Source organism: Nocardioides sp. P5_C9_2 (genome assembly GCF_054049555.1).
In genome coordinates, this window is the sequence record NZ_JBFUMD010000153.1 from 1 (window position 1) to 13,182 (window position 13,182).

The 13,182-nt window shown below is 73.2% G+C and carries 12 protein-coding genes; 6 read left to right on the top strand and 6 right to left on the bottom strand.

The annotated features are described in order from the left end of the window. Both ACXJKL_RS09655 and ACXJKL_RS09660 read left to right on the top strand, forming a co-directional pair. A partial coding sequence (locus ACXJKL_RS09655) for a cysteine desulfurase-like protein (RefSeq protein WP_457206846.1) occupies positions 1-1,166 on the top strand: 1,166 nt, incomplete at its 5' end. Between the two features lie 78 nt (positions 1,167-1,244). Beyond that, complete coding sequence (locus ACXJKL_RS09660) at positions 1,245-3,050, top strand: 3-hydroxyacyl-CoA dehydrogenase family protein (RefSeq protein ID WP_457206847.1); 1,806 nt, start codon at positions 1,245-1,247, stop codon at positions 3,048-3,050. Between the two features lie 157 nt (positions 3,051-3,207). On the opposite strand, the gene ACXJKL_RS09665 is transcribed toward ACXJKL_RS09660, so the two are convergent. After that, on the bottom strand, positions 3,208-5,634 hold the full coding sequence (locus ACXJKL_RS09665) for a LuxR C-terminal-related transcriptional regulator (protein WP_457206848.1): 2,427 nt from the start codon (positions 5,632-5,634) through the stop codon (positions 3,208-3,210). A gap of 79 nt (positions 5,635-5,713) precedes the next feature. After that, a complete protein-coding gene (locus tag ACXJKL_RS09670) occupies positions 5,714-6,115 on the bottom strand; it encodes a VOC family protein (RefSeq protein ID WP_457206849.1) in 402 nt (133 codons plus the stop codon). A 61-nt stretch (positions 6,116-6,176) separates the two neighbouring features. Here ACXJKL_RS09670 and ACXJKL_RS09675 point away from each other — a divergent pair, with 61 nt between their 5' ends. Then, positions 6,177-7,130, top strand: a complete 954-nt coding sequence (locus ACXJKL_RS09675; protein WP_457206850.1) for a helix-turn-helix transcriptional regulator — start codon at positions 6,177-6,179, stop codon at positions 7,128-7,130. Here ACXJKL_RS09675 and ACXJKL_RS09680 read toward each other — a convergent pair. Continuing rightward, entirely contained in the window at positions 7,106-7,612 is a 507-nt protein-coding gene (locus ACXJKL_RS09680; protein ID WP_457206851.1) for an SRPBCC family protein, read from the bottom strand. The genes ACXJKL_RS09675 and ACXJKL_RS09680 overlap by 25 nt on opposite strands. Before the next feature lie 64 nt (positions 7,613-7,676). Here ACXJKL_RS09680 and ACXJKL_RS09685 point away from each other — a divergent pair, with 64 nt between their 5' ends. Continuing rightward, positions 7,677-8,441: a hypothetical protein gene (locus tag ACXJKL_RS09685; RefSeq protein ID WP_457206852.1), complete on the top strand. Its 765-nt coding sequence runs from the start codon at positions 7,677-7,679 to the stop codon at positions 8,439-8,441. Between the two features lie 22 nt (positions 8,442-8,463). Next, positions 8,464-9,255, top strand: coding sequence for an alpha/beta fold hydrolase (locus ACXJKL_RS09690; RefSeq protein ID WP_457206853.1), 792 nt, complete (start codon positions 8,464-8,466; stop codon positions 9,253-9,255). Between the two features lie 3 nt (positions 9,256-9,258). Here ACXJKL_RS09690 and ACXJKL_RS09695 read toward each other — a convergent pair whose 3' ends face one another. After that, positions 9,259-9,792 carry a CGNR zinc finger domain-containing protein gene (locus ACXJKL_RS09695; protein ID WP_457206854.1) on the bottom strand — a complete coding sequence of 178 codons (534 nt, stop codon included), beginning with the start codon at positions 9,790-9,792 and terminating at the stop codon, positions 9,259-9,261. 39 nt (positions 9,793-9,831) lie between these two features. On the opposite strand from ACXJKL_RS09695, the gene ACXJKL_RS09700 reads away from it, so the two are divergent. Then, positions 9,832-10,824, top strand: coding sequence for an EamA family transporter (locus ACXJKL_RS09700; protein WP_457206855.1), 993 nt, complete (start codon positions 9,832-9,834; stop codon positions 10,822-10,824). On the opposite strand, the gene ACXJKL_RS09705 is transcribed toward ACXJKL_RS09700, so the two are convergent. After that, positions 10,802-12,094 carry an AI-2E family transporter gene (locus ACXJKL_RS09705; RefSeq protein ID WP_457206856.1) on the bottom strand — a complete coding sequence of 431 codons (1,293 nt, stop codon included), beginning with the start codon at positions 12,092-12,094 and terminating at the stop codon, positions 10,802-10,804. The two genes, ACXJKL_RS09700 and ACXJKL_RS09705, sit on opposite strands and share 23 nt — an antisense overlap. Positions 12,095-12,162: 68 nt before the next feature. Further along, positions 12,163-13,182: hypothetical protein (locus ACXJKL_RS09710; RefSeq protein ID WP_457206857.1), on the bottom strand; the 1,020-nt coding region annotated here is incomplete at its 5' end.

A 13,182-nucleotide genomic window follows, 5' to 3' on the forward strand; every position in this document is an offset into this window, starting at 1 on the left:
CCGACACCCCGTACGACGTCCACGAGCTGCGCGACGCCTTCCCCGGTCTCGACCCCGCCGTGTCCCGCTTCGACGGTCCGGGTGGCTCGCTCGTGCCCGCGGTGGTGGCCGACGCCGTCGCCGACATGCTGCGCGCCGGCGTGTGCCAGCGCGGTGGCCCCACCGCGGTCGGCCGGCTGGCCGACGAGACCGTCCTGGCCGCGCGGGCCGCGCTGGCGCGCTTCGTCGGGCTCGCCGACCCGCGGGGCKTCGTCCTGGGCCGCTCGATGACCGCGGTGACCTTCGACCTCGCCCGCACACTGGCGCAGGACTGGGGCCCGGGTGACGAGGTCCTGGTGTCCCGGCTCGACCACGACGCCAACATCCGGCCGTGGGTGGTCGCGGCCGAGCGCGTCGGGGCGACCGTCCGGTGGCTCGGCTTCGACCCCGTCACCGCCGAGCTGGACGACGTCGCGCCCCTGCTGGGCGAGCGCACCCGGCTGGTCGCCGTCACCGCCGCCTCGAACCTCTTCGGCACCCGCCCCGACGTGGCCGCGGTCGCAGACGCGGCTCACGCCGCCGGCGCCCTGGTGTACGTCGACGCCGTGCACCTGGCCGCCCATGCTCCGGTCGACATGGAGGCGCTGGGAGCAGACCTGCTGGCCTGCTCGCCGTACAAGTTCTTCGGGCCGCACCTCGGGGCGGTCGCGGCCGACCCCGCGCTCCTCGAGCGGCTGCGGCCCGACAAGCTCCTCCCGTCGAGCGACGCGGTGCCGGAGCGCTTCGAGCTCGGCACCCTGCCCTACGAGCTGCTCGCGGGCGTCACCGCGGCGGTGGACTTCGCCGAGTCCTGGTCGATGGCCGCCGTGGAGGCGCACGAGCGGGTGCTCGTGGCCCGGCTGCTGGACGGCCTGGCCGCGCTCGACGGGGTCACCGTCCACGGCCGGGCCGCGCGTCGTACGCCGACCGTGCTGGTCACCGTCGACGGCCTCGAGCCGGCCGAGGTCAGTCGGCGACTCGCCGAGCGGGGCGTCGTCGCGCCCGCGGGCAGCTTCTACGCCCTCGAGGCCTCGCGCCACGCCGGGCTGGGCGACGCGGGCGGCGTGCGCATCGGGCTGGCCGCCTACTCCACCGCCGACGAGGTCGACCGGCTGCTCGCTGCGCTGGGGGATCTGCGCGGCGCGTGACGTACGTCTCAGCCCGAGTGCTGAGCAGGACGTTACCGACGAGTTCGCTCGCGCCCCGGTCATGTCATCATGCGGGGCATGACGACTGCACCGACCGAGCGCGCACCCCGCACCTTCGAGACGATCGGGGTCATCGGCCTCGGCACGATGGGCGCGGGCATCGCCKAGGTGTTCGCGCGCAACGGCTTCACCGTCATCGGGGTGGAGCTGACCGACGAGGCCGTCGACCGCGGGCGTGAGCACCTCTCGCACTCGACGGGTCGCGCGGTCTCGCGCGGCAAGATGAGCACGGACCAGCAGGCCGAGATCCTGGGCCACATCAGCTTCGCCACCGACCTGTCCGCCCTCGCCGACGCCGACTTCGTGGTCGAGGCCGTGGTGGAGTCGCTCGAGGTGAAGAAGGGGCTCTTCCGCCGTCTCGACGACATCGTCAGGCCCGACGCGATCCTGGCCACCAACACCTCGTCGTTGCCCGTCACCGAGATTGCCACGGCCAACACCCGCCCCGGCCGGGTGGTGGGGGTGCACTTCTTCAACCCCGCGCCGGTGCAGAACCTCGTCGAGATCGTGCGCACGGTCGTCGCCGAGCCTGCGGTGCTCGCCGACGTCGAGGGTCTCCTGGGCCGCCTCGGCAAGAACCCGGTGGTCTGCGGCGACAAGGCGGGCTTCATCGCCAACACCCTGCTCTTCGGCTACCTCAACCACGCGGTGTCGATGTACGAGGGCAAGTACGCCACCCGCGAGGACATCGACGCGGCCATGCGCTTCGGGTGCGGCTACCCGATGGGCCCGCTGGCGCTGCTCGACCTGATCGGTCTCGACACGGCGTACGAGATCCTCGAGACGATGTACCGCCAGGGCCGCGACCGCCTGCACGCGCCGGCCCCGATCCTCAAGCAGATGGTCACCGCCGGCCTCCTGGGCCGCAAGACCGGCCGCGGGTTCTACACCTACGAGCGGGCCGACAGCCCGGTCGTGGTCGAGGACGACAAGACTCCCTCGACCGACGACCTCCCCGAGCTCAAGCGCGACATCCGCACCGTCGGCGTCGTCGGCACCGGGACCATGGCCGCGGGCATCGTCGAGGTCTTCGCGAAGAGCGGGTACGACGTGCTGTACGTCGGCCGCTCGCAGGACAAGGTCGACGGGGTGCTCGCGACGATCACCCGCAGCTTCGACAAGCAGGTCCAGCGGGGCCGGGCCACCGAGGAGCAGAAGGCCGAGGTGCTCGGCCGGCTGACCGGCACCACGTCGCTCGACGACCTGTCCCGCGTCGAGATCGTGGTGGAGGCGATCGCCGAGGACCTGGCGATCAAGACCACGCTCTTCGAGAACCTCGACGAGATCTGCAAGCCCGGCACCATCCTGGCGACCACGACCTCCAGCCTGCCGATCATCTCCCTGGCGCGGGTGACCTCGCGTCCCCAGGACGTCATCGGCATGCACTTCTTCAACCCGGCGCCGGTCATGAAGCTGGTGGAGGTCGTCTCCACCGTCGCCACCGACGACGACGTGGCGGAGACCGTGCGCGCCCTGTGCGCGCGGGTGGGCAAGGTGGCCGTCTCGTGCGGCGACCGCGCGGGCTTCATCGTCAACGCGCTGCTCTTCCCCTACCTCAACGACGCGGTGAAGATGCTCGAGGCGCACTACGCCACGGCCGACGACATCGACACCGCGATGAAGCAGGGCTGTGCGCTGCCGWTGGGGCCCTTCGAGCTGCTCGACGTGGTGGGAAACGACGTGTCGCTGGCCATCCAGCGCGAGCTCTACCTGGAGTTCCGCGAGCCCGGGTTCGCGCCGGCGCCGCTGCTCGAGCACCTCGTGACCGCGGGCTACCTCGGCCGCAAGACGCAGCGCGGGTTCCGCGACTACAGCGCCCGCTGAGCGACCCGCGGGGGTGTCGTCGGCCGCCAGTTGCGGCGGGGCGCCGGTGGAGGTCCGGGGGCTCGAGGAACTGGCGGCGTACGACGGGTGGATTCTGGCTCGGGTGTCGTCGGCCGCCAGTGGCGGCTGCCCGAGCGACAGGCGCGACCGGACGCCCTCAGCGCTGGTCGGCCACCAGGGCGGCCAGCCGCGCCCGGCTGCTGATGCCGAGCTTGCGGTAGATGTGGGTGAGGTGGGCGTCGACCGTGCGCGGTGAGATGAACAGCTCCTCGGCGATCTGACGGCTGGTGAGTCCGGTCGCCACCCGGTCGGCGACGTGCCGCTCGGCGGTGGTGAGCAGGTCGAGCAGGCCGCCGGAGGTGGGCGTCGTGGCGCCGGTGAAGAACGCGACGGTGGCCTCGACGGCGACCGGGGTGAGCTCGTCGTCGACGACCCAGCCCTCGGGGACGCCGCGCCCGCCGGCGGTGGGGGTGTCGGCGGCGTACCCCCAGGCGATCACGCCTCGGGCGACGCGCAGCGCGGACGCGGTCGCGGCCAGGGCCCGGGTGTCGCGGAGCCCACGTCGGTGCCCGAGGTGGGCCAGGGCGTCGAGCGCGTCGGCGGCGCGCAGCGCCATCGGCATCGTCGCGGCGCGGTCGAGGGCCGCCAGGAACATGCTGGCGGCCTGCGCCTCGTCGCCACCGGCGAGGAGGGCCCGGCCGAGCAGGAGACGGGCCTCCACCGCGTCGCGCCCCAGGCCGGTGCTGTCGGCCAGCACGACCACGTCCGCGGCCAGCCCCGCCGCCTGCGGGACGTCGCCGGCCCGCAGGAGGTCACGAGCGTCCTGGGCCAGCACCGGGATGCGCACCGCCCAGGGCAGGTCCTCACCGTCGACCTCCGCCGGCTGGTACGACGGGTCCAGGTGTCGCAGGAGGACCTCCGCCAGCAGGGCGACCCGATCCTCGGCGAGGGCGCGGGCGTCGTTGACGACGGCGCGGGCGGCCGAGGCCGCCTCGATCGTGCGTCCCTGCTCGAGGGCGACCTTGGCCATCAGGGTTCGCGCCGAGAGGATCGTCCAGCGTTCCTCGGGCGTGGCGGGTCCCTCCAGGATGGCGCGGGTGACCGCGGTCGCCGCCCGGCAGTCCCCGCGCGACACGTGGACGTCGGCCAGGGTCCGCAGCACCTGGCGGCGGATCTCCCCGCCGGCGGCACCGAGGTCGAGCGCCCGCTGCGCCTCGGCCTGGGCCCGCACCAGGGCTCCGGAGTCGAGGTGCATCTCGGCCCGGATGGAGGCGTTCTTGGCCAGCTCGCCGTCGGGGTCGGGCGCGCTCTGCGCGTGCTCGTCGGCGCGCTCGAGCAGCCACAGGCCCTCGTAGGTGCCCCGCACCTCGCTGGCCGCGATGCCCGCCCGGCGGGCGACCTGGGCGCCGATCTCCGCCGGCCCGTCCCCGCTGACCAGGGCGGCCTCGAGGATCTCCACCGCCTCACGGGCCTTCATCGAGGTGTAGAGCGAGGAGAAGATGCGGTTGGCGATCGCGTAGCCCAGTGGCCGGGTCTCGGGGTCGTCGCAGGCGGCCGTGACGGTGCTGCGCATCACGGGCAGGTCGGCCAGCCACGACGCGTCCGCGGCCCCGGAGTTCAGGTCCTGGGGCGCCACCCGGTCTGCCCAGCGCAGCAGGGCGTGGTGGGTCTGCTCGCGGTCGTCGGTCGAGGCGGTGAGGAAGGTGCCGTGCCGTCGGATCGGGGTCAGCATGTCGAAGCGGCCGTCGGGCAGGACCTCGACGAGGCTGCGGCGCACCAGGGCGGAGACGATCGTCGCCGCCTCGTCGCGCTCGACCCCGGTCACCTCGACCAGGACCTCGAGGGACACGGGGGAGCCCAGGTGGGCCAGGCGCCGGAAGCACCGCTGCTGGTCGGCGTCGAGGAGCTCGTAGGAGGCCTGGACGGCCTCGGACAGCGACGCGGTCGGGACCACGTTGGTGACGCCCACGAGGGCGATCTGCGCGGCGATCTGCTCGATCAGGAGCGGGAGCCCGCCGGTGGCGTGCAGGAGCCGGCGTACGTCGTCGCCGTGCGCGACCAGGTCGACGGGGTGTCCGCCGGCCGCCTCGACGCGGTGCAGGAACAGCTCGACCGCGGGTCCCGCCAGGGGCTCGTGCCGCAGCGGCACGGCCAGCGGGCCGACGCGGACGACGCGCTCGGCCGGCTGGCCGGCCATCGTCACCGAGGTGAGGGCCAGGCGGGAGTCGGTGGTCGAGGAGACCACCTGCTGGAAGGTCGGGCCGAGCAGGGTGGGGTCGAGGTCTAGACCGTCCACGACGAGCAGGCCGTGCATGCCGTCCACCGCCCGGCACAGGGCGCCCTGGGTCGTGTCCCCGGGTGTGGGCCGGGCGTCCAGTGCGTCGAGGCAGGCGGTGAGGACCTCCTCGGGCTGCCGGATCCCCCGGGCGTTGACCCACGTGCTCCGGGCCCGGGCCGCCGCATGACGGGCCAGCAGCGTCTTCCCACTGCCGGGCGGCCCGACGATCGTCACCCACCGCGACTCGGCCAGCGCGGACGCGAGATGCTGCTGCGTCTGTTCGCGACCGAGGCAGGGGGTGAGCACGACACAGAATCTATCGGTCCGGGCGCGGTCTTTACGTAGGACTACGGATGCCAAGACGTCCTTGACCGCGAGAGGCTCCTCACGACAGGAGACGTGTGGGCTGCGCAGGGGAGAGCCCACCCGCCCGTCGCGGCAGCGGGTCCTCCTCCAGGGCCGCCATCCGGTCGTCCCCGGTCAGCCCGGGGGCGGCGCGCAGGTCGAGGTGCACGCGGTTCTTGGCGGCCTTGGGCTCGGGCACCTGCTGGAAGAAGATCCGCGGTCCCACCCCCTCGGGGTCGACGAGGGCGAAGGCGGAGTTGTGCAGTGCCTCGGGGACGCCGGCCGACCTGAGAAAGTCCATCCACGCCGCCACCGTCGCGTCGGGGTCGCCGAGCTCACCACCGGGTGGCGGATCGACCGCGTAGTGGAGGGCGGCCCGCCAGAAGAGCCCGAGGGCCAGCGGGTCGTGGGCGTCGTACGTCACCTGGATCGTTCGGCTCATGGGGTGAGTCTGCCCGCCCTCGAGGACAGGTGCTGTCCGCTTCCTCTGCCACCATGCAGGCATGGGCGACACCACCGAGCGCGTGCTGCGGCTCCTCGGCCTGCTCCAGCAGCGACCCGTGTGGTCCGGGCCGGAGCTGGCCGAGCGCCTCGGGGTGACCACCCGCAGCATCCGTCGCGACGTCGAGCGGCTGCGCGCCCTGGGCTACCCGGTGCACGCGGCGCAGGGCGTCGGGGGCGGCTACCAGCTGGGGCGTGGACGCGAGCTGCCGCCGCTGCTGCTCGACGACACCGAGGCGGTGGCGATCGCCGTCTCGCTGAGACTGGCCGCCGGCGGCACCGTGACCGGCGCCAGCGAGGCGGCGCTGAGCACGCTGGCCAAGCTCGACCAGGTGATGCCGCCGCGGCTGCGCTCGGAGGTCAAGGCCATCCACGACTCGACTGTCACGCTCTCCTCCGCCCAGGACCTCGTCGACGGCGACGTGCTGCTCACCCTGGCCCGGGCCTGCCGCGACCTGGTGCGCGTCCGCTTCGGGTACGACGCACGGGGCGGCGCCGCCACGGAGCGCTGGGTGGAGCCGGTGCGGCTCGTGGCGACCGGTCGCCGGTGGTACCTCATGGCGTGGGACGTCGACCGTGAGGACTGGCGCACGTTCCGGCTGGACCGGATGCGCTCGGTGGCACCCTCCACGTGGCGCTTCACGCCTCGCGAGCACCCCGACCCGGCGGAGTACGTGCGCCGGTCGGTCAGCCACTCGCCCTTCCCCCACCACGCCCGGGTGCGCGTGGACGCGCCGCTCGCAGAGGTGGCCGAGCGGACCGACGCACGCTGGGTGACGCTCACCGCGATCGACGACACGACGACGCTGCTCGAGTCGAGCGCCGACGCGCTGGACTGGCTGGCCTTCCACATCGTGTGGCTGGGGTTCGAGTGCGAGATCCTCGAGCCGCCCGAGCTGCGCGAGGCCGCACTCGACCTCGCCGGCCGGCTTCAGCGCTCGGTGGCCAGCGGGTAGCCGCGACGCACGGTCCGGTCCAGGATGCCCAGCGTCGCCTTGAGGCTTGCCTCGGAGATGACCGGGAAGATCCCCGCGTCACGCCACTCGGGCGCGATGTCGGACCAGTCGTAGTACGACGTGACGAGGCTGCCGCCGTCGTCCGACGGCTCCAGGCGGTAGCCGTACACGTGACCGATCTGGGGGCGGACCCGTCCGAGCACCTTCCAGGCGAGCTCGCGGTCGCGCTCGAACGTCGTGATGGTGACGGTGACGTCGTACCGGCCCATGTCGAGGTCGCCGAGCGACTCGCGGTCCATGTGCACGACGAAGGTCTGCCCGGCCTCGGTGACGCGGTCGCCCTCGGCGTCCTGGAGCATCCCGGACGCGTCGATGGCGACGTGGCCCTGCGGGTCGCAGAGCAGGGCGAAGACCTCGGACGGCGGGGCGGTCACGGGGCGGGACACCTCGATGCGCTCAGAGGGTGTGGCTGCGGCTGTCATGGGGGGAGTCTGGCACCCGCGCACACCCGGATCGGTCGTGGAGGTGGGACGTACTCTGGGCCCCATGATGGGCATGGTGTTCCTCCTCGTGGTGCTCGGCGGCCTGGTGGCGGTCGCCGTCATGGCCGGTCAGGCCGGCAAGCGGCGCGAGCTGACCAGGCGCGGGGCGGAGCTCGAGCCGGTCAAGCGGCTGGCCGACGAGGACGTCACCGCCCTCGGCGTGGAGCTGCAGGACCTCGACATCGAGCTCGCCGGCACGCCGCTCGGCCAGGGTGAGAACGCCGACTACCAGCGCGCCCTCGACGCCTACGAGTCGGCCAAGATCGCGGCCGCCGCCATGACCCGGCCCGACGACGTCCGCCACGTCACCGAGATCCTCGAGGACGGCCGCTACGCGATGGCCTGCGTCCGCGCCCGCGTGGACGGCCGCCCGCTGCCGACCCGCCGGCCGCCCTGCTTCTTCGACCCGCGCCACGGGATGTCCGTGGCCGACGTGCCCTACACGCCCCCGGGTGGCGCGCGCCGCGACGTGCCCGCCTGCCAGCTCGACCTCGAGCGGGTGCACGCCGGCGCCGAGCCCGACATCCGCAAGGTGATGGTGGGGTCCCGGCGGGTGCCCTACTGGCAGGGTGGCCGGGCCTACCAGCCCTACGCGCAGGGCTACTTCGGCAACTTCGGGCCGATGGAGTGGATGTTCATGGGGATGCTCTTCAGTGGCGGCTTCGACGGCCTCGGTGACGGCATCGGGGCGATCGGCGAGGGCCTCGGAGACATGTTCGGCGGGATCGGCGACGGGATCGGCAACCTGTTCGACGGGTTCGACTTCTGAGCCGGGCTGACAGACTGGGCCGGTGAGCGACTCCGCACTGCACGTGACCCGGCTCGGCGACGCGGGTCCGGTGGTCGCCTTCTGCCACGGGCTCTTCGGCCAGGGCAAGAACTGGATGCAGGTCGCCAAGGACCTCAGCCGTGACCACCGGGTGCTGCTCGTCGACATGCCCAACCACGGGCGCTCGCCGTGGACCGACACGTTCGACTACCTCGACCTGGCCGACCGGGTGGCCGAGTCCCTGCGCGAGGAGGTGGGCGACGGGGGGACGCTCGCCCTGGTCGGGCACTCGATGGGCGGCAAGATCGCCATGGTGCTCGCGCTGCGGCATCCCGAGCTCGTCGAGCGGCTGGTCGTCGTCGACGTGTCGCCGGCGGCGTACTCCTCGGGTCGCGAGTTCGTCGGCTACATCGAGACGATGCGGGCGATGGACCTGACGTCCGTGGAGCGGCGCGACCAGGCCGACGAGGCGCTGCGCGAGGCGGTCCCCGACCAGACCGTCCGCAGCTTCCTGCTGCAGAACCTGCGGCGCGAGGGCGACGGATGGCTCTGGCAGGTCAACCTCGACCTGCTGGGAGACGAGATGGACGCGCTCGTCGGGTGGCCCGACACCGGGCTCGGGGACGCGTCGTACGACGGGCCGGTGCTGTGGGTGGGCGGGGCGCTGTCGGACTACGTCACCGACGAGTACGCCCCCGAGATGGACCGGCGCTTCCCCCGCAACCGGCGGGTGATGGTCAAGGGCGCAGGGCACTGGGTGCACTCCCAGCAGCCGGCGGTGCTCATCGAGGTGCTGCGCCGCTTCCTGGCCTGAGGCTCAGGCCCGCTGGCGGGCCCGGTAGGCCGCGACGGCCTCGCGGTTGCCGCACGTCGTCGAGCAGTAGCGGCGCGAGCGGTTGCGGGACAGGTCGAGCACGAGGCCGTCGCAGTCGTCGGCGGCACAGACGCCCAGGCGGCCCATCTCGTCGGCCCGGACGACGTCGACCATGGCCATCGCCGTCTCCACGAGGATGCGGTCGGCCAGCGGCGCCTCGTCGTCGACGGCGTGGATGTGCCAGTCGAGCACGTCGTGGCGCACGAGGCGGGGGACCGCCCGGGCCTCGGCGAGGATCTCGTTGACCTGCTCGACCGCGTCGTCGCGTCCGGCCATGAGCAGCGCGCGCAGCCGGGGCCGGATGGCCCGGACGGCGTCGAGCTCGGCGCGGTCGCGCCGGTGTCCGCCGGAGTAGCCCTGCTCCTCGTAGAACGAGGTGAGGGCCTCCTCGGACGTCAGGGTGTCGGGGTCGAGGGCGCTGTTCGCGAGCACCACCGCGGCCTCCAGTGCCGCGGCCGTGTCAGGAGCGAAAACCATGTTGACACCTTACACACTGCCGAGATAGCGTCATGTGCCATGACGAGCTTGACTCATGACAGGAGTGAGGTCGCCCTGTCCCGTACCGGCGCCGGTCTCGCCTTCGCGCTCGTCTCGGCCACCACGTTCGGCCTCTCCGGTGCCCTCGCCCGGGGACTGCTCGACAGCGGGTGGAGCGCGCCCGCCGCGGTTACGGCGCGCATCGCCATCGCCGCGCTCGTGCTGGTCGTCCCGGGCGCGCTGGCGCTGCGCGGTCGGTGGCACCTGCTGCGCCGCAACGGCGGCCTCGTCGCGGCGTACGGCATCGCGGCGGTCGCGGGTGCGCAGCTGTGCTACTTCTACGCCGTCTCCTACCTCCAGGTCGGCGTGGCGCTGCTCATCGAGTACACCGCCCCCGTCGCGGTGGTCGTCTGGCTCTGGCTGCGCCACGGCCACCGGCCCCACCGGCTCACCGTGCTCGGGGCCGCGATCGCCGCCGCCGGCCTGGTCCTGGTGCTCGACGTCATCTCCGGTGCGGACCTGGACGCGGTCGGCGTGGCCTGGGGCCTCGGGGCGATGGTCGGCGCCGCGACCTACTTCGTCATCTCGGCCGACGAGGACAACGGCCTGCCCGGCATCAGCCTGGCCGCCGGCGGTCTCGTCGTGGGTGGCACGGTGCTGGGCGTGGCCGGCCTGCTGGGCGTGCTGCCGATGCGGGTCAGCGCGTCTCCCGTGTCCTACCAGGGGGTCGACGTGGCGTGGTGGGTCCCCGTCCTGGCCCTCGGGCTCGTCACCGCCGCGATCGCCTACGTCACCGGGATCGAGGCCGGACGTCGGCTCGGGTCCCGCCTGGCGTCGTTCGTGGCGCTCACCGAGGTGCTGATGGCGCTCGTCTTCGCCTGGCTGCTCCTCGGCGAGCTGCCCCGACCGGTCCAGCTGGCCGGCGGCCTGCTGGTCCTGGCGGGGGTCGTCGTGGTCAAGCTGGGGGAGGGGTCGCCCTCGCCCGTGGTCGAGCCGCTGCCCGAGTCCGTCAGCGAGCGTCCTGCCGCTTGAGGAAGACCTCGCGGTGCAGCAGCAGCAGCGCCGCCGCGACCGGCACGGCCAGCAGGGCGCCGATGATTCCCATCAGGCTGCCGCCGAGCAGGGCCGCGATGACAGTCACCGACCCCGGGATGTCCACCGAGCGCTTCATGATCCTGGGGTAGATGACGTAGGACTCGAACTGCTGGTAGGCGACGTAGTAGATCGCCGTCACCAGCGCCGTGCCGGGCGACACCGTGAGCGCCAACGCGGTGATGATGACGCCCGACACCACGGCACCGATCACCGGGACCAGCGACAGCAGGCCGACGATGAAGGCCAGAGCGAACGAGTAGTCACCCAGGCCCACGACGGCGGTGAAGATCAGCGTGCTGATGCCCGCGCACACCGCGACGAGGATCGCACCCGCGACGTAGGCGCCGGTGGAGCGGATGATCCGGTCGCCGAGCTCGCTGACCCGGGCCCGCTTCGAGGCGGGCGCGACGCTGTACGCCGCGAGCTTGATGCTCGGCAGCGAGGCCAGGAAGTAGACCATCAGGACGATCACGATCAGGGCGTTGGCCAGCGCGGAGAGCACGGCCAGGCCGACGCCCAGCGCCCCGCCGAAGACCCGCTGGCCGAAGTCGCCCTGGGTGACGTAGTCCTGCACCTTGTGGATGACGTCGAAGCGGTCGTCGAGGTCCTGGACCTGCCGGTTGCGCTGGAGGTCCTCGAGCCAACCGGGGGCCTTGTCGGTGATGAGCGCGATCTGGTCGCTGGTCACCGGCGCCACGGCCACGACGAAGAGCACCAGCACGGTGATCACGACGAAGAGCACCAGCAGGACCGAGAGGCCCCGGCGCATGCCGTGCCTCATGAACCACTCGACGGTGGGGTTGAGGCCGATGGCCAGGAACATCGCCAGCACGAGGAGGATCAGCACCGAGGAGATGCTGAGCAGCTGCTGGCTGAGGAACACCGCCACCAGCGCGCCGAGCGCGCCGAAGAACCCGATGTTGAAGGGCGAGTGGCGCAGCACCGAGGGTGCGGGGGTCTCCCTGGGTGTCGGCGCGACGTACGGCGTGGTGTCGACCACCAGGTCGGTGGCGTCGTCGATCTGCCGGGCCGCGGTCACCGACGGCGCAGCGGCACGCTGCGCGTCGTCGGCGGCATCGTCCGCGCGGTCCGCGGCCGCCTCGGCCCGTTCGGCGTGCTGCCCGGCCTCCTCGACGGCCTCCTCGACGGCCTCCACCTGGTCCGTGGACACGGCCTCCGACCGGTGCGGCGCGTCGTCGACGGCCACGGCCCCGGGGGGCTGGGGCTGCGCGGTGCCGGGTTGCTGGAGGCGACCGCGGAGGCGGTCGATCCAGCTCAGGACTCGTCCTCGGAGAACCCGGCGACGACGTCTCGCAGGGCACCGAGCTGCGCGGCGACCGCGTCGCGACGCTTGGTCATCCGGTCGACCTCGGCCTGGACGGCGGCGAGCTCGCGCTCGGCGTCGGCGGCACCGCTGGCGGCGACCGAGTCGGCCTGGGTGGTGGCGGACGCGACGATCTGCTCGGCCTCGCGGCGGGCCCGGCTGAGCAGGCCCTCGGCCTCGTTCTGTGCCTGCTGGCGGTGGGCGTTGGCCTGGGCCGTCGCCTCGCGGGCGCGCTGCTCGGCTGCTGCGGCGCGGTCCTCGGCCTCCTGGACGAGGCGCTGCGTCTCGGCGGTGGCGCTGGAGTGGTGCTCGGAGGCCTCGCGAGCCAGGCGCTCCTTCTCCACCGCGAGCGTGCGGCGGGCCTCCTGGACCTCACGGTCGGCTGCGGCGCGGGCCTGCTCGGCCTCACGGCGCGCGGTGGTGCGCAGCTCGTTGGTCTCCTGCTGGGCGGCCAGGCGGACCTGGTCGGCCTCGCGACGGGCCGCGGCGAGGATGTCCTCCGCCTCGGCCTTCGCCAGGGTGCGCTCCTGCTCGGCGTCGGTGGTGAGCCGGTTGCGCATCTCGTCGAGCTCCTTGAGCTGGACCATGCGCATGTCGTCGGCCTCGCGGGACGCGTCGGCGCGGATGGCCTTGGCGTCGCGGTTGGCCTGCTCGCGGATGTCCGCGGCGTCGCGGTTGGCGGCCGTCCGGACGTCCGCGGCCTCCTCCTCGGCGAGCTTGAGCATCGAGGTGGCCCGACCGCCCAGGCCGGCGTACGTCGGGTTCTTGTTCTCCTCGAGCTCCGCGCGCATGCGCTCGGACTCGGCCTCGAGCTCGATGACGCGCTGCTCGGAGGCGGTGAGGCTGGAGCTGAGGCCGGACTTCTCGGTGGTCAGCTGGTTGATCCGCTGGTCGACCGCGGCCTTGTCGTAGCCGCCGCGGCGGACCATCGGCAGGGCGGCGGCGACCGGGGCCGTCGCGCGGGACGGCGT